This window comes from Robertmurraya sp. FSL W8-0741 (assembly GCF_038004005.1).
GTDB lineage: Bacteria > Bacillota > Bacilli > Bacillales > Cytobacillaceae > Robertmurraya > Robertmurraya siralis.
In genome coordinates, this window is sequence record NZ_JBBOQG010000001.1 from 1,631,098 (window position 1) to 1,655,194 (window position 24,097).

Below are 24,097 nucleotides of genomic sequence, written 5' to 3' on the forward strand. Positions count from 1 at the left end.
TTTATAGGGGAAGGATTTCATTCTCTTGTGCCAAGCAGCAATATGGCTCATGCTACTTCATTCGAGATAAAAGATGGTTCAAACTGTGAGAAAAGCAGAAACTCGGGGTGGGCTAAAAATTTAGCGTTAATCCACTCCAAAGTAAAAATACCTATTTAAGATTTCTATTTTTAATGCGAAGATAGAGATAGAATGAGATTCGTGAAAAGGAATTTTCAAAATAATTTCGTAAAAATTGAAACTTTTTTCCAAATAAGCCGTACTAAAGGTATAGCAATTTGATTAAGGATTTCATTGAAAGGGGGCTATTTGTAGATAATGGTAACTTATTTTTAGAAAGAGGGTGATACATATGGAACTGTTCGGAACGTCCATTCAGTCTGTTTACTTAATAACATTAATCATAGCCGGCGCCTTAACATTGCTATATATTTTATTTAGTGACTTACTTGAAGGACTTACTGAGCTTATCCCGTTCATTAATCCAGCTCTTATTCTCGCCTTTATTACGTTTTTCTCCGCTAGTGGCTATTTATTTGAATTGCTGACTTCATTAAATAGCATTATAGTCATTATCATTTCGATCCTTATAGCTTTATTATTAGATACATTGCTTAATATTTTTGTTCTTATTCCCTTATCCTCTGCTGAAGAATCGTTGGTGTATTCTACAAATTCCTTGAGAGGGAGAATTGGGAAAGTGATTATACCAATTCCTGAAGATGGGTTTGGTGAAGTAATGTTGAAAAATGCAAGTGGAACGGTTGCGAAATCTGCCGTTAGCTTTAAAGGCGAAAGTATTGAAGAAGGACAGCATGTTCTCGTTATTGAAGTCAAAAACGGAGTGCTTCATGTGGTGCCCCATGAAACACAAGAGGATTTCTCATTTTAAAAGCATAGGAGGAAGTTAAATGTTACCGATCTTAGTCGTTATTGGAATTGTCGCTTTTTTATTAATTGCATTAATTGCAGTATTTGTAACAAAGTATCGTACTGCAGGACCAGATGAAGCATTAATCGTAACCGGAAGCTATTTAGGCAGTAAAAATGTCCATGTGGATGAATCCGGCAATAAAATCAAGATTATTCGCGGTGGTGGAGCTTTCATTCTCCCAGTTTTTCAACAAGCAGAACCGTTAAGTCTATTGTCTAGTAAACTGGAAGTGACAACACCTGAAGTTTATACGGAGCAAGGTGTTCCTGTTATGGCGGATGGTACAGCAATTATTAAAATTGGCGGTTCAATAGAAGAAATTGCAACAGCAGCGGAACAATTTTTAGGGAAACCGAAGGAAGATCGCGAAAATGAGGCAAGAGAAGTTCTTGAAGGTCATCTTCGTTCCATTTTAGGTTCAATGACAGTGGAAGAAATTTATAAAAATCGAGACAAGTTCTCACAAGAAGTGCAAAGGGTTGCTTCGCAGGATTTAGCGAAAATGGGACTTGTGATCGTTTCCTTTACAATCAAGGATGTTAGAGATAAAAATGGCTATTTAGAATCATTAGGGAAGCCGAGAATTGCTCAGGTCAAAAGAGATGCAGACATTGCGACAGCGGAAGCGGAAAAAGAAACGAGAATTAAACGGGCAGAAGCTGATAAGGACGCGAAAAAAGCTGAATTTGAAAGAGCGACAGAAATTGCCGAAGCAGAAAAAGAAAATCAAATGAAAATGGCTGATTATCGCCGTGAACAGGATATTGCCAAAGCTCGTGCCGACCAAGCGTATGATTTAGAAACAGCGCGGTCGAAGCAAGAAGTTACTGAGCAGGAAATGCAAATCCGCATTATTGAGCGTCAAAAGCAAATTGAGCTTGAAGAGAAGGAAATATTGCGTCGTGAACGCCAATATGACTCAGAAGTGAAAAAGAAAGCTGATGCGGATCGTTATGCAGTTGAGCAAGCAGCTGCTGCGGATAAGGCGAAGCAATTAGCGGAAGCAGATGCGAATCAGTACCGGATTGAATCATTGGCAAAAGCGGAAGCGGAAAAGATTCGTTTGGATGGTTTGGCAAAGGCCGAAGCCGAAAGAGCACAAGGGGAATCGGAAGCAGATGTCATCCGTCTAAAAGGTCTTGCCGAAGCCGAGGCGAAACGCAAAATTGCCGAGGCATTCGAACAGTATGGTCAGGCTGCGGTTATCGATATGATTGTCCGTATGCTCCCTGAATATGCAAAACAAGTGGCAGGTCCATTGGGCAATATTGATAAGATAACGGTGGTGGACACTGGTGGAAATGGAGAAAATGGTGGTGCGAACAAGGTAACGGGCTATGCGACAAGTTTAATGTCATCCCTTCAAGAAACGCTCAAGGCCTCTTCGGGTATTGATGTTAAAAATTTGCTTGAGAATTTTTCTGGCAAGGGCAATATCCGTGAAAGCATTGAGCAGTTAACAGATGAGTTAGGAAAAGCTGATAAGAATAACGAAACTGAATAAGAAATAAGAAACCTGTCGAAAATTGCGACAGGTTTCTTTGTGAAAAGGCCCCTGAAAATATGTACTTTTCAGAACTTTTTAGTAGAATGATATTAAAGGATTAAAGTGAAAATGGCAAACGAGTAATTTAAATTATCTGTAATGAGGGATAAAAAATGAATAGTTTGAACACATATCTAATAGGAGACACATTAAGGTCATTTCGTGAATACAAAAGATTATCGATTGAAGAACTTTCAGAAGGTGTGTGTACAGAAGAGGAACTAAGTTCATTTGAAAAACAAGTCTCATACCCAGATCTCGAAACTTTGAATTCACTATTGAGAAAATTAAATGTAGATTTAGCCTATTTTTTTAATGTTGCCTCAAAATCCTCTATCAATTATTCAAATGCGGTTATTCGATTGATTAATCGTTTAAAACGAGCATGGAATTATGAACGGATACAGGAAATAATCCGGAATGAACTAGAAAATCCAATATTTCAAACGGATCAATTGCGGCAGTATCTAAAATGGCATCAGGGCATTTGTACGTTTTATTTAGAGGGTGATCTGAGTAAGGCTTTGGAGCAATTATATGAGGCTATTGATATTACGAATAAAAAAAGAGAAGATTATAATGAAAGAGAAATTGAAATATTAACAAGTATTGCACTTTTGCATAAAGAATCTGGTAATTTTGAAGAGGCATTGCAACTCTTTAAAAACTCTTTACATTCATTAGAAAATCTCCCAGATATACTCGAGCCAAGAGGAAAAATTAGAGTATATTTTGGGTTGGCACAAACATTTACGGAAATAGAGGAATATGAAGAATCATTACAATATTCAAAGAAAGGAATAGAGTTCTGTATAACGCAAGACCTAATGTTTCTTTTAGCGCATCTATACTATCAATGTGGTGAAAATCTTATAAAAATGTATAGAAAAGAAGAGGGTATCGCCTATATAGAAAAGGCGGTTTATCTATCAAAATTACAAGAAAATGAAAAAATTATAGAAATAATAGAAAATGAAAAAGACAAACTGCTCAGTCAATGGTAATATATAGTAGAAGAACAAATTAGGAGGTAGAGTATTTTGAAAAAACTATTAACTAAAACATTATTAGCTGTATCGTTATTAGGATTTGGTTTTGTTTTTGCAAGTTCTAACGCTTCCGATTATGCAGGTCTTCCTTCTGAATTATCAGGTCTTCCATCAGAACTAGCGGGTCTTCCTTCTGAACTAGCAGGACTTCCATCAGAACATTCTACAATCAAGCTGATGGGACTTCCATCAGAACATTCTACAATCAAGTTGACAGGACTTCCTTCAGAACATTAATAAAGGGAAAAGCGAGGTATGAATTAAGTTCATCCTCGCTTTTTTGTTTGCATTTTTATCTCCTCTATGCAGGGTTTCTCAATAGAAGTTTGGAACTTCTTTACGATAATAATCAAGTTAATGATTTGTTAAGCAACCCTTAATTGAGACAAATATTTTATGTTTTTCTTTCTCTCGATTTGAAAGCAAACATCACAGTCTTTTTTAAACCAGCAAGTTTCACCACTAAATGATCTATATTCTTTTATTTATCGTTCCACTCAAATCAAAATGTGGGTGGGCGACATTGTTACTGTTTAAGCTAAGTATGATCTAGTGACGAGTGAGTTCGCTCCAACAGGTTCACTCTCTTGATTTTCTGATTCTGTGGTTGGGTCAATTTCCGGATCGGCCATAAACAGTCCTACTAGCATTAAAATAAAACCAGAGGCAATCAGAGTGAAAAATCTTTTTGTTACAAAGGTTTTTTTTAGCAGTGATACAACAAGATAGATTAATGATCCGATGAATAAAACAGTTCCTGAAATAAATATAAGCAAATCCATTTTTGTTCCCCCTTCATTAACCGTAGCTCCGCTTCGTTGTCCAAGCATGTGTTTAATGATATTCATCCTACGAATAATAATAACAAATTATTTCTAAGTCAGCTTACTTTGTCGATCACAATGTGGATTGAGTATTTTAACGATGGCCGTGCGTTGAATTAAATACTGAATAGGCACATAAGAATTGATTCCATATAATAAAGCCCTTCTGATTGGAGGGGCTTTTTGTTTGTCTTTATTTAGTTTGATGTTTCATTGTAGTTATCTTAAAAGTCGCTTCAACGCCTATGAAGACGACAAAGAATATAAAAACCCAGCTGATTAGATCTGTCCAAATATTGGATATATTAATAACACCAAAGTTATTTAATCCCGATTGAATCACAAACGAAATTAATGCAGTGATAAACACAGATAAGACCCAGTTTGTTTTCTTCAAGAACCATACCTCCTTTACATCGCCCATGCACTTGGAAGAGCCCTATTAATTATTTGTTACCAATTTAAAAAGTTTAGAAACACCCCATAGTACTAAACCTACGCTAGCAAACAATGCAAGAAACAAGCAACCAAAGAAATAAAATCCGCCCATATTTATCACCTCGTCATTATGTCTTCATTTTATCATTTCAAGAATAAAAGAGAAAGGGTCCAAAAAACGTACCAAGTTTATCAATGGCGAGTTAATTGGAGCAGATGCTATAGGGATACTTTATGTTGCTGTAGATCGCAGTTATATCACTGGTAAGTGAGTAAAATGCTAAAGCCCTTACTCTTATTGAGCAGGGGCTTTACATTCATCGAATTCTTTTATTTTTCGCATATTCCTCTAATCCTGCTCTAAGATATAATCGAGTTTTTCGTCCCTCGCCAAATTCTACAAAAGGCATTATTTTTCCAGTAGCGACAGATTGGTTAAATCCAGTTACGGATTGACCAGTAATTTTGCGAGCTGTATCTTGCATGACTAAATTTTCTTCGATCCATTGTTTGATTTCTTGGTTATTCAATTCCTTTCATCCTCCGATGTAATTATATGGTGATAAGTGAAATGTCACATATTATTCAAATATTTGTTCGTGTTTCAAGTATTAAAAAACCGCCTCGTAATGAGACGGTAAGAAAGTTATTTTAAATCGAGTTTAACTTCCGTTTCTTCGTATTTGTCGTTTTCGTAGTTACCATCAGGATCTGAATAATCGCTACTCCAAGTTAACTTAATCCATTCGATTGACTCTGCTTCTCCACGATCTAAATAGAAGATTATATCCCCTTCTTTAATTACACCTTCATGTATTTCTCCACCAAGATGATCAGAATAAATCATATCCGCATCTACTTGTTCGCCAGTGCTAGTCACCAAGGTAGCTTGGTCTGGATAAGTATTATAAACTTTATCAGTAGTTGTGTTTTCAACCACCATTTTCACTCCAACAGCACTTGTAGTAATTTCGTTCCCGTCATCATCTAACCCTGGTGCTTCGTCAGAAACAACAACTTTTTGTATGTTAAATTTTAAACCTTCCCACGTACCTTCCCAAGTAGCATCTTCGTAGTAAGTCCAAATATCTTCTTCTTTTGCTTGTTCTTCTTGACTATTGTCGTCTGTATTCTCTGTCTTAGCTTTAGTTTTCTCATCTTCAGATTGTTGGATGTTATCAACGTCGTTTCCGCAGGCAGCTAAAAATCCGATTAACAATAATACTAAGAAGCTTGCAATTACTTTTTTCATTTGTTTCCCCCCAGTAAAATAATACTAATTTATCATAATTTACATATTAACATAATTTTAAATAGTTTCATTCAATTTTTGTCTATTTTTTCTCAATTATGAAAGAAATTCCCATGTGATATTAGGTCGTTTTATGAGTTGTAATTAAATTGAGCGCCTGTCCACTTAGTAAAAGTAGTCCCCCAAAAGTCCCCCCAAATAAGTGAGGGAGATTATAAGCAGAAAATAAATAAAAACCCCAGAATCATTGAAATATTCAAGGATTCTAGGGTTTTTACGATTGCTTTTCGGAAAGCAGTTAAATTAACGAGAATAGTACTCGACGATTAGAGATTCGTTCACTTCAGCTGGAAGTTCAGAACGCTCTGGAAGACGAGTATATGTGCCTTCTAGTTTATCAGCATCAAAAGTTAAGAAGTCAGGTACGAAGTTGTTTACTTCGATTGCTTCTTTAATGATGTCTAGGTTACGTGATTTTTCGCGAACGCCAATTGTTTGACCAGCAACTACGCGGTAAGATGGGATATCTACACGCTTCCCATCAACTAGAATATGACCATGGTTTACAAGCTGACGAGCTTGACGACGAGTACGGGCTAAACCTAAACGGTAAACGACGTTATCTAAACGAGACTCAAGTAGAGCCATGAAGTTTTCACCGTGTACACCAGCCATTTTACCAGCTTTGTCGAATAGGTTACGGAACTGACGCTCGTTCACACCATACATATGACGAAGCTTTTGCTTCTCTTGTAATTGTAAACCGTATTCTGATAATTTTTTACGTTGGTTTGGACCATGTTGTCCAGGAGCGTATGGACGCTTTTCTAATTCTTTACCTGTACCGCTTAATGAAATACCAAGACGGCGAGATAATTTCCAGCTTGGACCTGTATAACGAGCCATGAAAGACTCCTCCTTATGTTTTTATTTGGGTAAAATAAAAACAGACGTGACAGCAACAATTATGCTCATTTTGTTTTCAAGTACCTTCGCCCTCGCAGCAGAGGGTTACGCAGTACCCCATCATTGAAATACGTTTAGGAGCCGATGGCCCCCGAAGCTAGACTTCAGATTGAGGAACAAAATGAAAACATAAAAGGTGTTCACATAGGCTGCGATATTTTACACAAAGAATATTATATCTATAATTGGGAAGGGAAGTCAAGGAAATAATAAAAAAAGAATAATAACATTAATAATCCATAAGACTTATATGATATAATAGGAATTGTTGTCTTAAATAGAAGTACGAGTGTCTATGACAAATGTACAAGCACGATCTTGATTTTTGCCTTTTGTTAGGATACTTTTAGGTGGATGAAATAGGAGTTTAGACTCAGTTTGCTTTGTTTTTGCTGTGACAAATATCAATTCTTGATACTAAATTGACAAAAAAATGACAAAAATCCACTGCGCATTATTATATAATAAAAGTATAGCGATCGTTTAAGAAAACGGATGATAATAGGTGATGATAGAATGAAAGTGCTTGAAAAAGAGATAATAATGAACCTAAAAAGTCGCTTCTTCGATTTAATACAAGAGGACAAAGGTATTCTTTCCTATGAAGAAATACTAAGAGAGATGCTGTTTGTCATCCAAAATTTTATTCAATCTAAAGAATTAACTTTTTTCAACCTTCATGACTGCAATAAAGAAATGTATGTTGTCGCCTCAACAAGTGAAGAGGCAGAAGCTGTGGAGTTTTCTCCCCATTTTAACAGTGAAGAATTTTATGAATATGTTTTGGATAAATCTATCATTCGCCAACCGATTCCTTTTTCAAATTTTGAGAAGTATGATCTGCTTTTACCGATGAGAAGAGGAAATGAACAGCTTGGTTACATTGCTATAAAAGATGTATCGAAAGAGATTCCTTTTTCTGATCCGATTTTGGAGAAAATCGGGGAGGAGTGCTCTAAATTCCTTCTTAAGGCAAAAGGAATTTGTGAAGTGATCTTTGAAGAAAAACGATATAAACAATTGTTTAGGGTAACGGAAAAATTTCATTCGTCAATGGACATGGATGCGGTGCTAGGGGAAATTATTTTTACTCTGCAGGAGGTCTATCCTAGCTTTACGTACTATTTAATGTTGTCCCATGATAATAATAATCATGCCAACTTGCCTATTAAGGATTTAGAATATGATAGTGAAAACATTTCTGCCATGCAGGCATATGTTACAGGTGCAATTCAATTGGAGGATTCCGTTCAGGAACAAAAATCAATTCTTTATGCACCTTTAAAGGGTAAGCAAGGAGTGTATGGTGTTCTTCAAGTGATTGCCCCAAATACGAGGGCCTTTCCTAATAATGAGGTGGAGTTTATTACACTGCTTGCTAATACTGCAGGTTCTGCTCTCGAAAATGCTCAGTTATATCAGCAATCGAGAAAGCTAATTGCTGATTTGCAGTTGATTAATGAAACAACCCGCAGATTAAACTCTGATTTGCGCCTTACTGAGACGATTAATTTTATGACTGGGCAGATTTTGACATCCTTTGAAGCGGAAGAAGTAGGCTTTGTTCTTGTTTCTGAGAATTTTGAGCAGATAAAAGTTCTCAAAGGAAGCACTGATTTCTTTTTTTCTAAAGATGCTGAACAGTATCTTCAATATATCGCAAAGAAAATAAAGAATGAAAAAGATTCGCTCTTTTTAGGTGACTTAATTTTAGAGAATGTATCGAGTGTTTATCGTTCAGTAATGGCTGTTCCAATGGTACAAACAGATGTAATTATGGGCTTTGCGTTAGTTTTGCACCGGTTGCCGTACCATTTTTCTTTTGAAACATTTAAATTAATGCAATCCTTGATTCATCATTCTACACTAGCATTTTCCAATTCCATGCTGCGAGAGGAGTTGGAAAAAATGGTTATTACCGATCATCTTACAAAGCTTCATTCCCGCAACTTTTTAAATGAGAACATTCATCGTTCAATGTCCGAGGATGCCTTTGGAACTTTTATTTTGATCGATATTGATAATTTTAAACAGATTAATGACACATATGGTCATCAAGTTGGGGATGAAGTGCTCATTCAAGTGGCGTCAATCATCCATGACAATATTAGAGACACTGATATCGGGGCAAGATGGGGTGGAGAAGAGCTGGCGATCTATTTGCCAAGAATCCCACTTCATGTAGCCGTAACGATTGCAGAAAGATTGGTGGCTAAAGTAAACGAGTTAACAGCTCCTCGCATTACAATATCTTGTGGAGTTTCCTACTGGACAAAGGAAAGCGATGATAATTTCACAAAATTATTTAAAAGAGCTGACCAAGCTTTGTATTTGGCTAAGGAAACAGGAAAAAATAAAGTAGTGGTGCAGGAAGATGAGGAATTAATTAGCTAATATATTCGTATTATTCACATAAGGCTATTCTTTAATGAATAGTCTTTTTATCTATGTTCTTGTTCCGCTTACTTCAATCATAGAGGTTAGAAAATGAAGAAATACAAATTAAAGAATAAATTTAAAGGGTACAAGAAAGGAACCCGGTTTTACGTAATTGTGGAATCGGAATTCATTGGAGTGAAAGAGTATGTATTGCGAACAGAAGACCTTTTGGAGAGATTAAGTATTTCAGAGAGCGAGCTAGAGAAACACTTTCTCTTTTTAGGCTATAAATAATTTTTTGCATTCAAGTCTCAGTCTGAAGCTATGCTCCATATCAGTCTCAAGTCTCTAGCAGCTTCTTAAAAGTTTAGATAGGTTGGAGAGTGTGGGATGTTTATCTGCTTTGCAAAAAATAACGAAAAGAAGGTGAGATGAAATTGGATTATATTTTTATTTCAGGATTTGTTTTAGCATTCCTCTTTTTCGTGATCGCTTTGTTTCAGGTCCTGCTTTCACTTGGTTATCCATTGGGAGAATATGCGATGGGAGGATATTATAAGGTTTTGCCTCATAAATTACGGATTGTAAGTGTGTTCAATGCTCTAATCCTTTTGTTCATGAGCATCGTGATTCTTGAGCATGTAGAAGTCCTCACTGTTTTCCATTTATCCTTTACAAACACAATTGTCTGGGTCTTCACGCTCTTTTTAGGACTCAATACAATCGCTAATTTGCTCTCAACCAGCCGGAAAGAGAAATATACGATGACGCCGTTATCGAGTATTGCCTTTGTATTATCTCTTGTCATTGCAATATCGTGACAACTGCCGATGAGAAAGGATAGACAGAGTCTTTTATCTCGAATCTATCCTTCATCAGCTTTCATGGAATTTAGATATAACGTACAAGCTCTTCAACGAAAGCTTCCAAATTTTCTTGGTCGACTTCATCAAAGCGATTCTTTTCTGGAGAATCGATGTCTAAGACCCCGATTACTTGCCCGTCTTTAATCAGTGGGATAACGATTTCAGATTGCGAAGCTGCATCACAAGCAATATGTCCTGGAAATTGATGAACATCCTCAACACGGAGCGTTTTCTTTTGGCTTGCACTTGTGCCGCAAACCCCTTTTCCAAATGGGATTCTTACACACGCGGGCAAACCTTGAAAAGGTCCTAAAACAAGTTCCTGATCCTCTGTTAAATAAAATCCAACCCAATTAATTCTATCTAGAAATTGATTCAAAAGTGCTGAAGCATTGCTTAAATTGGCAATTTGATTTGATTCTCCTTCTAATAAAGCACTAAGCTGCTTCTTAAGGAGATTGTATTGATCTTGGCGATTGCCATCATATGATTGGACTTTAAACATGATTTTCCCCCTAATTACTGAAAAATGATTTATTCATTATGCCACATATTATGATAAAAAACGAATAATAATGACTGAGAAATTGCCTTTATTGTATCAAAACGGGTAGAAAAATAGGAGACTTTGTCTATTTTTTTATAGAGGAAAATGATAGAAAGAAAAGAAGTCTATACAAGAGGGAAATAGATGTGCGTAAATTGGTGGATAAGGCGGTGGTATAAATGGTCCAAAATACGAAAAATGACATTCTTGAAGCAGCGATCCTTCTTTTTAACACAAAAGGATTTACCGGGACTTCGATAAGAGATATTGCAGGCAAGGCAAGAGTGAATGTTTCCAATATTTCATACTATTTTCAAAGCAAGGAGGGGCTTTTAGAGCATTGCTTGACCACTTATTTTGAACAGTATTTGCAGCTGATTGAAGAGGGATATTATGAGGGGATGAAAGAAGGGGCATTAAGCCAGCTCCAGCATATAACTGAGAAAATTCTTCATTTTCACTGTCAGCATATTCATTTGACAAGACTCGTACTTAGAGAAATATCGATTGATTCACAGATGGTGAGAGAGGTAATGGCAACCTATATTTTGAAGGAGAGGTATTACTTGAAACTTGTATTCGAAGAGGGAATTCGCTCAAAAGAGTTTCAATCCTTTTCGGTCAATTATATGCTGATTCAATATAAAAGCCTTATTACAATGCCGTTTTTAAATAGTTACTATTTGACGGAAGTTCTGCAAGTTCTTCCAAATGAAAGATATTTTGTCAAAAGATACTTAAAGGATCTCAACGGATGGTTTCAAGGTGTCATTTGCCGGCGACCAAGTCCTAATTTATCTGCGGCCAATAACTAATTTATTGTCTCGGCGCTGTCAGCCGAGCTTTAGGAGGCTGCTTTGACAAGAGAATGTTTGGAGCTAAATAAGAAAGAAAACATTAACTTTTACAAGCATTCACTCAAAGCTTGCAGAGTATGAAGCCAAGAAAAAAACTCCCGACAGCACTTAATGATTCGTTAGCGGTCAGAAGAGCTTCCTGGGAGATTTTGTTTGGCTTGCAACGAGTTTAACGTGAGCAAGAAGGCAGGATAAAGATGATTAAGCCATTAAAGTGAGTAAAAGCTAATAGCCCCTATTACCATGAAAAATATAAGAATACCTGAAATGCCCAGTAGAATCCTTTGCCATTTTTTCTTCAAATTATCACCTGCATTTAAGTTTAATCTCTCCAAAACGGCTCTGATTTTTGCTCCTTCAGCACTTGTAATCGTATATAGTACCATCAAGTTGGAATTCGCAAACATTTGTAATCTTCCTCATCCTCTGGTGGAGAGAATAACTTTCCGGTGAATCAAAAGGAGGATGTCATGTTTGCGCACTGTCCTTCAGATTGAAATTAGAACAAGAGCAAATAAAAGAATTGAAACGAAAACAAAAAAATCCCTTTTTTACAATGATATAATCATGTAATGCTTTAAGTTATTCTTCAATCAAGCTGCATTAGGCGAAGCCGTTAATTAATTTATCATAGCCTTGCTTAAGCTCTTTTACCTGATGGGCGTCTGACCCGTATATTAAAGGGATTCCACGTTTAAGAGCCTCCTTGGCAACCCATTCAGGTGGATAGGTTTCACGACACAATGGTTTTGCTGTCCCTGCTCCATTATAATCGAGTTCATAGCCTTTTTCTTTGACAGCATCAAGAATATCGAGCAATTCTTGTTTTGGCTCGTCCGTATATGGAAATTTTCGTTGAAATTTTTTCACTAATGTCATATGGCCAATACGCCTTGGTTTATACGGTCCAAGGTCGGCCTCAATAGACTGCCGCAAAGTTCGATAATAATTTTGATAGACCGCATGGAGAGACCCGTATTTTTCAACTATGTCTGCGAAAGCATCAGGACTGTAATCTAAACAATCATAGCTGGGGCCGTATTTTAAGAAGTGAACCGAAAGGATGGCATCATCAAGCTTGTGACCATAAAGGTTGAGAAAAGCGGCAGTTTCCTTTTCAAATCCTTCGATATAATCTACTTCTAAACCACAATTGATGCGGATTGAACTTTTATAAGCGAGCTTCAAGGTATTGACGCTTTGAATATACTCTTCTATTTCTTCCAGCTTCATCGCACTGTCTTGAGTTGGTGTAGGATCGGCAAACCCATCGGGAAGAGGAGCATGCTCCGTAAAAGAAATTTCCGTAAAACCTAATTGAATCGCTTTTTCGATATAATCCTGCAGAGCATCCTTTGTTCCGTGAGGACAAAAAGGAGTGTGGATATGCCCGTTTTTTACCATTTTTATTAAGCCTCCTCAAACCTATTTACCAATTTAATAGTCGAAATAAGGTGTTATTCATCTCAAGTAATGAATTTTTCTCGGTTTTAATACAAAAATTTTGAAATTAATAGTCAAAAAATGTCGTTTACATGGTATCATAAAAACATTGAAATGCACACCAGACTTAGCTAAAGAAATAATAAATTAAGTTTGAGATTTTTAACATAAACACTCCCGTTTTAGGGACTATTGTGAAAACAGATTTTTTCGGGCCCAGTTATTGAGCTGGACAGGAGGCTTAAGATGGAATATATTATCGGCGCACTAGTTTTGATTCTTATTTTATATATAACAGGTTATTTTATAAAAAAGAGATTTTATAAAGAAATCGATCGCTTGGAAGCTTGGAAAATTGATATTATGAATCGCCCCGTATTGGAGGAAATGTCGAAAGTAAAGAAGCTGAACATGACGGGTCAAACAGAAGAGTTCTTTGAAAAATGGAGAAAAGAATGGGATGAGATTGTTACGTCTGGCCTGCCTGATGTAGAAGATTATCTGTTTGATGCCGAGGATTACATAGACAAGTATCGTTTTAACAAGGCAAAAAAGTTCATGATTGCGATTGAAAATGACTTAAAAGAAACAGAAAATAATATTCAAGTATTAATTGATGAAATTACAGAATTGGTTGGAAGCGAAGAAAAAAGCAGACTGGAAATGGAAGAGCTAAAAGAAACGTATCGCTTAAGTAAAAAAACGCTCTTAGCTCATAATCTAAACTATGGGATTGCGGAAAAGAATTTAGAAACTCAGCTTGATGACCTTCAATTAAATTTTCAAGAGTTCGATGAGCTTACGGATAGTGGGAATTATTTGCAAGCCCATGAAATTGTCCAATCTATTAAAATAAAGCTTGAAGCTGTGACCATTAAGTTAGAGAAAATCCCCAATTTGCTCGTAGAGTGTCAGTCAAAGGTTCCTGCTCAACTTGAGGAGTTAAAAGACGGATTTCGTGAAATGATGGAGCAAGGCTATATTTTAGAGCATGTTCAATTAGATAAAGAGGTTGAAAAAATCGAGAAGGAACTTACTGCCTTTAAACAGTTTCTTGAAAAAACAGAAACAGAAGAGGTTGAGAAGGGGCTAGATGATATTAAAGAACGAATCGAATTTCTGTATGATTTACTCGAAGCGGAAGTCGCTGCCAAGCAATTCATTAAGGAGACAGAAGTAAAAACGAAGGAATTGCTGCAAACGACCATCGATGCAAGTGATGAACTACGAAATGAAATCGAGCTCATTAAACACAGCTACCATCTTCCAGAAAACAAACTTGAGGAACATGGACAGATGGAGAAATTGCTGCATCAATTGCAGAAACGATATGAATTAATGGAGCATAAAATCCTCAAGGATGAAACGGCCTTTTCGCTTTTAAAAGAGGAATTATCGGCTATAAACAGTGAGTTGGAAACTGTCAATGCTGAATATGTAACATTTAAAGAAAATCTGCAAATGTTGAGAAAAGATGAACTTTCAGCGAGGGAAAAGGTTCAAGAGTTATCACGGAAAATGGCTGAGTCAATTAAGCTTGTTTCGCAAAATAATATTCCTGGTTTACCGGACGATTATTTAGCGCTTTTTGAAGATGCTAAAGAAAGCATCAATGACGTGAAAGAGAAGCTCGAAGAAAAGCCATTGGACATCCCTACCGTCCTTAAGGTTCTCGATGCTGCTGTAATCAATGTTGAAAAAACATATGATATGACAAATGAAATTGTGGAAACAGTGATGCTAGTGGAGAAAGTGATTCAGTATGGAAATCGATATAGAAGCAGATATCCTTCTGTTGATCAAGGATTAAAAGACGCTGAAAGATCATTCCGTGGTTATAACTATCAAGCAGCATTGGAACAGGCAGCTACAGCGATTGAAGAAATCGAACCAGGTGCTTTGAAAAAAATTGAAGCTTTGATTGAGGAACATGCTTATTGATTTTAAAAAGCTGATTTAAAAGGTCGTGTAAAACCTTTTAAGTCAGCTTTTTTATCGTTCCTATTTTGCGGTTTAATCACGTTTATTTTCAAATGAATCCATCTATGTTAACATTTACTGTTAGCGAAATAGTTCAATATCATAATGCAGATGTAAAGTCGTTAAAAATTTATAAATAATTTGATTAGGCAACGCTTGATTTAAAATTGGTACCTATTTAGGGGGAAAGTGATGATATATTTCGATAATAGTGCGACAACAAAACCGTATAAAGAAGTCATCGATTCGTTTATGAAAGTAACGACTGAATATTTCGGGAATCCATCTTCGTTACATCGGATGGGCGGTGAAGCAGAAAAGCTCTTAAATATAGCTAGAAAGCAAGTTGCCGAGTTACTTGAGGTAAGACCATCAGAATTAATCTTTACATCCGGTGGAACCGAAAGCAATAATTTAGCAGTAAAAGGTGCAGCATTAATGCATCGAAATCGGGGCAAACATATTGTAACGACAGTGATTGAACATGCTTCGATAAAAGAGACCTTTCACCAGTTGGAGGAGCTCGGATTTCATGTAACCTACCTGCCAGTTGACAGAGAGGGCAGGGTTCAGGTGAAGGATGTTGAACAGGCTCTTTCAGGGGATACGATTCTGGTATCTGTCATGCATGTCAATAATGAAGTGGGTACGATTCAACCGATAGAAAAGATTGGCAATCTGTTAAAAAACTATCCGAAAATTTTATTCCATGTGGACAATATTCAAGGAATTGGAAAGGTTCCATTGAATTTACAAACAAGCTCGATTGATCTTTGTTCCTTTTCAGCTCATAAATTTCATGGCTTAAAAGGAACGGGATTTCTATATGTCCGTGATGGCGTGAAAATTTCGCCGTTATTAACTGGAGGCGATCAGGAGCGGAAACATCGAAGTGGGACAGAAAATGTCGCTGGAATCGTTGCCTTAGCAAAAGCGCTAAGGCTGACGTTAGAAAATGAAAAGAAGCTGCTGACTCGTCTTCAGCAAGTTAAGGAAACGATTGTTCATGGGATTTCAGAGCTGGAAGAGGTTATTATTCATACCCCAGCACAAGGGTCTGCACCACATATCATTAATTTTTCTATAAAAGGCTTTAAAGCTGAAGTGTTTGTCCATGCTTTAGGGGAGAAAGATATCTTTGTATCGACGACCAGTGCTTGTTCTTCAAAAAAACAGTCTGCCAGCAGTACATTAATGGCAATGGGGGTAAATGAACAGATTGCAAAGAGTGCAATCCGCATTAGTTTATCCTATGACAATACAACGGAAGAGGCATTATTTGTGGTTAAGGCGATAAAAGAAATGGTAAATCAATTGAAAGAGGTTATGAACTAAGATGAACTATGATCGAATTTTAATACGATATGGTGAAATATCTACAAAAGGAAGAAATCGCCATAAATTTGTAGAAAAACTCAAAAAAAGTATTCAACTTGCCATAAGTGATTTTCCTAATGCAAAGGTTCAAGGTCAGAGAGAACGGATGTATATTGTTTTAAATGGGGAAAACGGCGATGAAATCATTGAACGGATACGTGGTATTTTCGGCATTCAATCCTTCAGTCCAGCAGTTAAAACAACTAAAGATATAGAAGAAATGAAAAGCGCGGCTTTGACTCTTTTTCGGGAAGTTTATAAAGAAGAAAAAAGCTTTAAGATTACCGCGAAGAGGGCAGACAAAACGTATGAACTTGATACGAATGAATTGAATCAGGAATTCGGAGCTCATTTGTTGAAAAATATTCCGAATTTGAGAGTTGATGTGAAAAATCCAGATATCGATCTACGAGTGGAAGTACGTCCGGAAGCAACTTATTTATCATGTGAAAATATTCAAGGTGCAGGAGGTTTGCCTATCGGTTCAAGCGGAAAAGCGATGCTCATGCTATCCGGGGGAATTGATAGTCCAGTGGCGGGGTATTTATCGATGAAGCGTGGTTTAGAGGTTGAGGCTGTACATTTTTTTAGCCCCCCTTTCACAAGTGAACGTTCTAAGCAAAAAGTGATCGAACTTACAGAAAAGCTTGCAAAGGCAAACGGTGGATATTTTACTTTGCATATTGTGCCGTTCACAGCTATCCAGCAAGCAATTCAAAAACAAATTCCAGAAAATTATACGATGACAACTACGCGCAGAATGATGCTGAAAATAACCGATCATTTACGGGCCAAACACGATGGGCTAGCTATTGTAACTGGTGAGAGTTTGGGTCAGGTCGCCAGCCAAACATTGGAGAGCATGTATGCGATTAATGATGTGACATCAACTCCGATTCTTCGACCACTGGTCATGATGGATAAGACAGATATTATTAACATGGCTAAAGAGATTGATACCCATGATATTTCCATCCAGCCGTATGAAGACTGTTGCACTGTTTTTGTACCTGCTTCACCGAAAACGAAGCCAAAGAAGGATAAGGTTGAGTATTATGAGAGCTTTTTTGACTTTGAACCATTGATTCAAAAAGCTGTGCAGAACACGGAAACGATTCGGATTAGCCCGCAGGAGAAGGCAGAAATAGAAGAACTCTTTTAAACGGATTTTCTTTTAATTTGGCAATCGTTTTCGCGTAAGTCACCTTTCATCAACAATTGCTAGCTTTTTTTGATAATTGGAAATGCCTCCTTTATCAAAAAAAATAATCCTTTACGTTTGCAAGGCACTGGCGCTTTACTAATTTGTGAACAATTACCAACAGTAAAATTGAATGAAGGTCATCAGGATAACACATTCTATATTCACAAGGAGGTGATATTCTATGGCAAACAACAGCAGCTCAAATCAATTACTAGTATCAGGTGCTCAGCAAGCTTTAGACCAAATGAAGTATGAGATTGCTACTGAATTTGGCGTAAATCTTGGAGCTGACACTACTTCTCGCGCTAACGGGTCAGTTGGTGGAGAAATCACTAAACGCCTTGTATCTATGGCAGAATCACAATTAGGCGGAGGCTTCAAATAAAAATTAAATAAAAAATGGCTACGAGGAGCAAGCTTCAGCTTGCTCCTTTTTGTATTTCTTTCTCGGTTATACCTATTGTTAACGGTTCATAAAATTATATTGAAAGTAAATTTTGAAAATTCCATCTAGTAATTTGAAGTGAGACAAGGTAAAATATGATTGACACTAACTATTATGACTAGATAATAATATAGAATTGAATCTTTGATCCTTCCAGTGTCTGGTGATCGCAATGGTTTTTTATTACAACCATTGTGAAAGATAAATTTTTAGGGGGAGTTAGGATGAAACGAGAAGATCTTTTGGCACCAAATAACTATAATTTAGTTTCAGAAATGGAAAAATATGCAGAGGATCCGAACAGGCTTGCTCTTAAATGGGAATCAGAGGAAGGTGCTACAAAGGAAATTACTTATCGTCAATTACTGAGGAACGCTAATAAGATTGGAAACGTTTTTCTGGGAAGTGGCTTAGAAAAGGGTGATGTCGTCTTAATCATGGTTCCAAGATTGATTGAGGCATATCAAGTTTATATTGCTGCATTAAAGACAGGGCTTGTTGTCATACCAAGTTCAGAGATGTTAAGAACAAAGGATTTGCAATATCGAGTCAATCATGGAGATGTAAAAGCACTCATCAGTTATTACCAATATGTCGATCAATTTGAAGGTATTAATGAAATAGAGCAGCTTCCGAAATTTGTTGTAGGTGATGAGGCAAAAGGTTGGATTCATCTTGATAAGGAAATGGAATTTGCTTCAGAGGAGCTTTCATTGGCAAATACGAATAAAGAAGACATGGCCTTTCTTTCTTACACGTCGGGAACAACTGGAAATCCAAAAGGCGTCGTACATACACATGGGTGGGCTTATGCTCATTTGCGTGCTGCCGCGCCAAATTGGTTAAGTATTGAAGACGGTGATACTGTTTGGGCCACTGCAGGTCCTGGATGGCAAAAGTGGATTTGGAGTCCATTCCTGTCCGTATTAGGAACTGGTGCGACGGGGATCGTCTATAGCGGTAAATTCGATCCACAAAAATACTTGAGTCTTCTCGATAAATACGAGGTGAATGTCCTTTGCTGTACACCGACGGAGTATCGTCTAATGGCAAAGGTAGAAAATCTGCAGGATTATTCTCTTACCCATTTGCGCAGTGCGGTTTCAGCAGGAGAACCGTTGAATAGAAATGTAATAGATACATTTAAAGAATACTTCAATGTGGAAGTCCGCGATGGATACGGACAGACGGAAAACACTTTGCTAGTGGGGATCACAAAAGGAATGGAATTAAAGGCTGGTTCAATGGGGAAACCCATTCCAGGAAATCGAGTGGAAATTGTTAATGAGGAAGGAGAACCATGTGAACCTGGTGAAGTGGGAGATATTGCCGTTCATATCGATACACCAGCATTATTTAAGCATTATTATAAAGATCCTGAAAGAACAGCGATGCAATTCCGTGGCGATTATTATATTACCGGGGACAGAGCAAAAAAAGATGAAGATGGATATTTTTGGTTTGAGGGTCGAGGTGATGACATTATCATTAGCTCCGGCTATACAATAGGGCCATTTGAAGTGGAGGATGCCCTTGTGAAGCATCCTTCGGTAAAGGAATGTGCTGTTGTCGCCAGTCCTGATGAAACTAGAGGTCATGTTGTTAAGGCCTTCATCGTATTAAAAAATGAGGCAGAGAGCGAAAATTCTAATTTGATTAAAGAACTTCAAGACCATGTAAAAAGTTTGACAGCACCTTATAAATATCCACGAAAGATTGAATTTGTTGCAGAGCTTCCGAAGACAACTTCTGGGAAAATTAGAAGAATTGAATTGAGACAAAAAGAATTGGAGCAGGCAGCGCAAAAATAAATATGGATAAAATCATAATTGGCAGGCGAATTTTTTCGCTTCAGAGTGTAGACAACTCGAAGATTTTCGAGTTTGTCTACACTCTTTTTTCTTTTAAAATAGAATTAAATAAATAGCGTAGGTTGATTTCCACTCGTTTCTACACTCGTCCCAAAATTCTGTCCGAATACACCTCTTATTCGGACAAATGTCTTTCTCTCTTTCCCCATTCTGTCCGAATACACCTCTTATTCGGACAAATGTCTTTCTCTCTTTCCTTGTTCTGTCCGAATACACCTCTCCAGTAATACTACTGAAAAAGTCAGTAGATGACCAACTCCCCCCATTTTTACTAAGTTTTTCAGTGGCCTCGCATCCGCTCGAGGAGGAGGCTTGGCGCAAGCCCCCCGGAAAGCAAGCGTCTAGAGTGGAAATCAACGTTTTTAGCGCAATTCCAATCCAAAAATGACAAAATCCATCGATAGGGAGCTCTTTCGCTGGATTTTGTCGGCAGTCTGAGGCGAATTTTTTCGCCTGTTTTCTTTCGTCGCGATTTTATTAGATTGCAGGAGGGCATTTCGTACACTAGCATCTTACAATGGTTGAAGAAATGTGAGACGAGCAATAGAGCAGATGGTAAAATGGATGAAATGGTAGGGAAAAGGAGAATGGATAATGGGAATTCTTTGGCATGGAGGCTCTATATATACCCTTCAAAAGGAAGGACATATTGTAGAAGCGGTTTTAACTGAAAATGACCGCATTATTGCGATGGGTGATGTGAAAAAACTAGAGCGGCAATATCATCATATGATTGAGGAAAGCTGTCATTTAAATGGCAGGACGATGATTCCAGGATTTGTTGACAGTCACATCCATTTAATTGGTCATGGTGAAAAGCTTATGCGATTAGATCTGTCTTCTTATACTTCAAAAGCTGCTGTCCTAAAGGCGCTTCAAACTTATGCGAAAACGGTTCAAACTGGAGAATGGATCATTGGGGAAGGATGGAACGAAAATTTATGGGAGGATGCCGAAACGGTTGAGCGTAACGATATTGACGAGGTGGTGCCCGACCATCCGGTATTACTAAAAAGAATTTGCAGACATGTCCTCGTTGTGAATTCCTTGGCCCTAGAGAAAGTGTCTGTTCAAGAAGACGTCAACAACCCGCTTCAGGGAGGCGTGATTGAAAAGGATAAAGAGGGAAATCTAAATGGAGTATTTAAAGAAAAAGCGCAAGACATGGTCTTAAATGCAGTCCCAAATCGCTCAAAAGAGCAATTAAAAGAAGTGTTAAAACGCGCGATTAAGGATGCTTACACAAAAGGGCTGACCGGAGTCCATACAGAAGACTTGTCCTATTATAATGGTTTCGAGGAAACGTACCAAATCTATAAAGAGGTGATTGAAGAGGAAGGACTATCTTTTCGTGCTCACTTGCTCGTTCATTATGCCGTATTAGAAGATTTTAAACGAACGGCAGGGTATTTTTTGCAGGGAAGTCCATGGCTTGAATTTGGTGCAATTAAGATCTTTGCAGACGGCTCACTAGGAGGGAGAACCGCTTTATTAAGTCATCCATATGCTGATGACCCGACAACATCTGGAGTAGCGATATTTTCACAAGAACAATTGAATCAACTGGTGGTTAAAGCAAGAGAGATAGAAATGCCAGTTGCCATTCATGCGATTGGCGATAAGGCTTTTGAAATGGTTGTTCAGTCCATTGAAGAGCATCCGTTAAAAGGAAGAGGACTGGATCGGATTATCCATGCCCAAATTTTAAGGAAAGATTTGATAGATAGAGTTAAGAAGCTGCCAGTTATTTTAGATATCCAGCCAGGCTTTTTAGCATCTGATTTCCCTTGGGTAATCGAAAGAATTGGTGAAGATAAGCTAGACTATTGTTATGCTTGGAAAACACTTCTTGAAGAGCAAATTCCTTGTGCAGGTGGTTCAGACGCACCAATTGAAGAAATAAGTCCATTGCTGGGAATTCATGCTGCTGTTGCCCGTGTAAGTCAACAAACGAATGCGGTGTATCAACGTGAAGAAGCATTATCGATCTATGAGGCAGTGTCTTTATATACAAAGGGAAGTGCCAAGGCAGCTTGTCATGAAACGGAGCGCGGGCTCATTAAAGAAGGATATCTTGCTGACTTTACCATTTTGGATCAGGACATTTTCCGTTGTGATTGTGATGAAATTCTAAATATTAACGTGGAGAGAACAGTGATAGGCGGTCATACCGTGTATAGACGGGGGAAGCTATAAAATCACTAAAACAAAAATGATTGGAGTCAATAATAAGTAAATAATCTGGAAGAATTTCGAGATTGCCCTTATAATGGAATTATTTCGAAACTAGAAGAATTGAGGCAAAAAGAAATGAAAGAAAACGAAGTAAAAGTTGGAGTCTTACAGGCGGCTTTTTCTTATTTATTATGGGGACTTTTACCGATTTATTGGAAGCTTCTTGAGCACGTCAATGCGGATGAGATTCTGGCAAACAGGGTAATCTGGTCTTTTATCTTAATGGTATTATTACTCCTTGTGACAAAAAAGTGGCCGCTTTTTGTGGAGACGCTAAAGGGGCTAAAGAATAATCAAAAAAGACTTTGGGCATTAATAACGGCTTCTCTGCTCGTGAGCGGGAATTGGTTCGTCTATATTTGGGCCGTCAATCATGACCAAATGATTCAAGCTAGTTTAGGTTATTATATTAATCCTCTGGTCAGTGTTTTGCTGGGCGTTATATTTTTACATGAAAGGCTTTCCCCACTGCAATATATATCCTTTGCCATGGCGACAGCAGGAGTCTTAATTTTAAGCATTTCATACGGTCAAATACCTTGGATTGCCTTAGCGTTGGCATTTTCTTTCGGATTATACGGGTTAGCTAAAAAGCTTATTAAGGTTGATTCATCAATTGGTCTGACACTTGAAACGATGGTGGTAACTCCGCTGGCGCTCGGTTATGTCATTTATTTGTTTGTGAAAAAGCAAAATATGTTTTTATCGGTGGCTGTTACTACAGATATTTTGCTCATTGGCGCTGGAGCAGCCACTGCTTTACCTCTTTTGTATTTTGCCAAAGGGGCACAAAAAATCCCGTTATCGATGCTGGGCTTTATTCAATATATTGCCCCAACTTTAACGCTGATTTTGGGAGTCTTTTTTTATGGGGAACATTTTACAAAAATCCATCTATTATCCTTTATTTTCATTTGGGGGGCATTAACCATTTATTCATTGTCGAAGACAAAAATATGGAGCAGACAATTAAAATGGAAAAAGGGTAGCGGTTTAGGCGTGTAGAAGAAAACCTCGAGCGAGTGGCTCGAGGTTTTTATCGTTATCATTGACTTTTATTTTACAGGAACGTCCTTTGAACTTTTTCCCAGAAGGAGTTATCCTTTAATTTAACCGTTTTAATTCTTTTATCGCTTAGTTGAACCATGATTTCCTCGACATGCTGGATGCTGAGTGCTTCATTGTCCATTCCCATTGTTGGGTAATCATTGCCATCTTGAACAATTTTAATCGTTAGCTTCCTATCACCGCTTAATATAAATGGGGAGCCAAGTGTTCGATAAAGATTATTATTTAATGAGGCGATTTCACTTACTTGCATAGATGGCAGCAGGGGATCCACTACAGCACCGTTCACGGATTTATTATAGGCGGTACTTCCAGTTGGTGTAGCAACAATAATCCCATCTCCGCGAAAAGTCTCAAAATGCAATTGATCAATAAATACTTCCATTACGATTGTTTGAATAATGGAGGAACGTACACTAAATTCATTCAGGCATTGAAAAGAAAATTGATTGTCAATGGTAACATCAATTGTTGGGTAACGCCGGATTTCGATTTGAGCAGTGGAGATTGCCTCAACAATTTTTGCTGTATCTTCAATATAGAAGTCACAGTAAATATTTAGCTTTTCCCTTGTAGAAATTCCTGCATACAGGCAGTCTTCTCGAAAACCTGTTTTTCGAACTGCCTGTAAAAAGGCACCATCATCACCAAAGCTGACAATAATATTAGCTTTTTTATGATCAGTAACAATTTTAAAACCGTAGTCTTTGGCACGTTCATAAAATGGTTGAACTTTCTTGACCATTTCAGCATCTTTCTTATGAAAAAAATAAACATTATTGCGATTTTCCATGCGGGACCCTCCATCTAAAAAAT

24 protein-coding genes are annotated in these 24,097 nt (G+C 37.4%); 15 read left to right on the plus strand and 9 right to left on the minus strand.

All coding sequences use genetic code 11. The features are described 5' to 3' along the window. The first annotated feature begins 352 nt into the window (after nt 1–352). From NST02_RS07890 to NST02_RS07905, 4 genes are all read left to right on the plus strand, one after another. Nucleotides 353–892: an NfeD family protein gene (locus NST02_RS07890; RefSeq protein WP_137744300.1), complete on the plus strand. Its 540-nt coding sequence runs from the start codon at nt 353–355 to the stop codon at nt 890–892. A 19-nt stretch (nt 893–911) separates the two neighbouring features. Then, complete coding sequence (locus tag NST02_RS07895; RefSeq protein WP_095312773.1) at nt 912–2,438, plus strand: flotillin family protein; 1,527 nt, start codon at nt 912–914, stop codon at nt 2,436–2,438. A 155-nt stretch (nt 2,439–2,593) separates the two neighbouring features. Next, nucleotides 2,594–3,484, plus strand: coding sequence for a helix-turn-helix domain-containing protein (locus tag NST02_RS07900; RefSeq protein ID WP_340948636.1), 891 nt, complete (start codon nt 2,594–2,596; stop codon nt 3,482–3,484). A 36-nt stretch (nt 3,485–3,520) separates the two neighbouring features. Next, entirely contained in the window at nt 3,521–3,766 is a 246-nt protein-coding gene (locus tag NST02_RS07905; RefSeq protein WP_340948637.1) for a hypothetical protein, read from the plus strand. A gap of 296 nt (nt 3,767–4,062) precedes the next feature. Here the strand turns inward: NST02_RS07905 and NST02_RS07910 are convergent, their stop codons facing one another. From NST02_RS07910 to rpsD, 5 genes are all read right to left on the minus strand, one after another. Continuing rightward, nucleotides 4,063–4,311, minus strand: coding sequence for a hypothetical protein (locus NST02_RS07910; RefSeq protein ID WP_137744303.1), 249 nt, complete (start codon nt 4,309–4,311; stop codon nt 4,063–4,065). 235 nt (nt 4,312–4,546) lie between these two features. Next, nucleotides 4,547–4,750, minus strand: coding sequence for a hypothetical protein (locus NST02_RS07915; protein WP_137744304.1), 204 nt, complete (start codon nt 4,748–4,750; stop codon nt 4,547–4,549). A 358-nt stretch (nt 4,751–5,108) separates the two neighbouring features. Continuing rightward, nucleotides 5,109–5,321, minus strand: a complete 213-nt coding sequence (locus NST02_RS07920) for a hypothetical protein (protein WP_137744305.1) — start codon at nt 5,319–5,321, stop codon at nt 5,109–5,111. A 116-nt stretch (nt 5,322–5,437) separates the two neighbouring features. Beyond that, on the minus strand, nt 5,438–6,043 hold the full coding sequence (locus tag NST02_RS07925; RefSeq protein WP_212933098.1) for a hypothetical protein: 606 nt from the start codon (nt 6,041–6,043) through the stop codon (nt 5,438–5,440). Nucleotides 6,044–6,346: 303 nt separating this feature from the next. Then, on the minus strand, nt 6,347–6,949 hold the full coding sequence (gene rpsD / locus NST02_RS07930; RefSeq protein WP_095314731.1) for a 30S ribosomal protein S4: 603 nt from the start codon (nt 6,947–6,949) through the stop codon (nt 6,347–6,349). A gap of 576 nt (nt 6,950–7,525) precedes the next feature. Between rpsD and NST02_RS07935 the strand changes: the two genes are divergently transcribed. The 3 genes from NST02_RS07935 (at nt 7,526) to NST02_RS07945 (ending at nt 10,209) form a co-directional block, all read left to right on the plus strand. Then, nucleotides 7,526–9,403, plus strand: coding sequence for a sensor domain-containing diguanylate cyclase (locus NST02_RS07935; protein WP_095314730.1), 1,878 nt, complete (start codon nt 7,526–7,528; stop codon nt 9,401–9,403). Between the two features lie 93 nt (nt 9,404–9,496). Further along, entirely contained in the window at nt 9,497–9,682 is a 186-nt protein-coding gene (locus tag NST02_RS07940) for a hypothetical protein (RefSeq protein WP_095314729.1), read from the plus strand. Nucleotides 9,683–9,819: 137 nt separating this feature from the next. Then, nucleotides 9,820–10,209 (plus strand): hypothetical protein, encoded by a 390-nt coding sequence (locus tag NST02_RS07945; RefSeq protein WP_235879534.1) that lies wholly within the window; start codon nt 9,820–9,822, stop codon nt 10,207–10,209. A 70-nt stretch (nt 10,210–10,279) separates the two neighbouring features. Here NST02_RS07945 and NST02_RS07950 read toward each other — a convergent pair whose 3' ends face one another. Continuing rightward, nucleotides 10,280–10,759: a GAF domain-containing protein gene (locus tag NST02_RS07950; protein ID WP_095314727.1), complete on the minus strand. Its 480-nt coding sequence runs from the start codon at nt 10,757–10,759 to the stop codon at nt 10,280–10,282. Nucleotides 10,760–10,980: 221 nt separating this feature from the next. Between NST02_RS07950 and refZ the strand changes: the two genes are divergently transcribed. Continuing rightward, nucleotides 10,981–11,616, plus strand: a complete 636-nt coding sequence (gene refZ, locus NST02_RS07955) for a forespore capture DNA-binding protein RefZ (protein WP_095314726.1) — start codon at nt 10,981–10,983, stop codon at nt 11,614–11,616. A 251-nt stretch (nt 11,617–11,867) separates the two neighbouring features. On the opposite strand, the gene NST02_RS07960 is transcribed toward refZ, so the two are convergent. Both NST02_RS07960 and hisJ read right to left on the minus strand, forming a co-directional pair. Then, nucleotides 11,868–12,065: a hypothetical protein gene (locus tag NST02_RS07960; RefSeq protein ID WP_095314725.1), complete on the minus strand. Its 198-nt coding sequence runs from the start codon at nt 12,063–12,065 to the stop codon at nt 11,868–11,870. A gap of 196 nt (nt 12,066–12,261) precedes the next feature. After that, the gene (gene hisJ, locus NST02_RS07965; RefSeq protein ID WP_095314724.1) at nt 12,262–13,062 is read right to left on the minus strand and encodes a histidinol-phosphatase HisJ; all 801 of its coding nucleotides are present in this window, start codon (nt 13,060–13,062) and stop codon (nt 12,262–12,264) included. 285 nt (nt 13,063–13,347) lie between these two features. Here hisJ and ezrA point away from each other — a divergent pair, with 285 nt between their 5' ends. The 7 genes from ezrA (at nt 13,348) to rarD (ending at nt 23,218) form a co-directional block, all read left to right on the plus strand. Beyond that, nucleotides 13,348–15,042, plus strand: coding sequence for a septation ring formation regulator EzrA (gene ezrA / locus NST02_RS07970; RefSeq protein ID WP_137744308.1), 1,695 nt, complete (start codon nt 13,348–13,350; stop codon nt 15,040–15,042). 231 nt (nt 15,043–15,273) lie between these two features. Beyond that, the gene (locus NST02_RS07975) at nt 15,274–16,416 is read left to right on the plus strand and encodes a cysteine desulfurase family protein (protein WP_137744309.1); all 1,143 of its coding nucleotides are present in this window, start codon (nt 15,274–15,276) and stop codon (nt 16,414–16,416) included. Nucleotide 16,417: 1 nt separating this feature from the next. Further along, nucleotides 16,418–17,620, plus strand: coding sequence for a tRNA uracil 4-sulfurtransferase ThiI (gene thiI, locus NST02_RS07980; RefSeq protein ID WP_137744310.1), 1,203 nt, complete (start codon nt 16,418–16,420; stop codon nt 17,618–17,620). A 223-nt stretch (nt 17,621–17,843) separates the two neighbouring features. Next, a complete protein-coding gene (locus NST02_RS07985; protein WP_095314720.1) occupies nt 17,844–18,047 on the plus strand; it encodes an alpha/beta-type small acid-soluble spore protein in 204 nt (67 codons plus the stop codon). A 284-nt stretch (nt 18,048–18,331) separates the two neighbouring features. Further along, a complete protein-coding gene (gene mbcS, locus NST02_RS07990; RefSeq protein WP_137744311.1) occupies nt 18,332–19,918 on the plus strand; it encodes an acyl-CoA synthetase MbcS in 1,587 nt (528 codons plus the stop codon). 654 nt (nt 19,919–20,572) lie between these two features. Then, nucleotides 20,573–22,174, plus strand: coding sequence for an amidohydrolase (locus NST02_RS07995; RefSeq protein ID WP_095314718.1), 1,602 nt, complete (start codon nt 20,573–20,575; stop codon nt 22,172–22,174). A 114-nt stretch (nt 22,175–22,288) separates the two neighbouring features. Further along, nucleotides 22,289–23,218, plus strand: coding sequence for an EamA family transporter RarD (gene rarD / locus NST02_RS08000; RefSeq protein WP_340948650.1), 930 nt, complete (start codon nt 22,289–22,291; stop codon nt 23,216–23,218). 55 nt (nt 23,219–23,273) lie between these two features. Here the strand turns inward: rarD and NST02_RS08005 are convergent, their stop codons facing one another. Continuing rightward, nucleotides 23,274–24,074, minus strand: a complete 801-nt coding sequence (locus tag NST02_RS08005) for an NAD kinase (protein WP_095314716.1) — start codon at nt 24,072–24,074, stop codon at nt 23,274–23,276. Between the last annotated feature and the right edge of the window lie 23 nt (nt 24,075–24,097).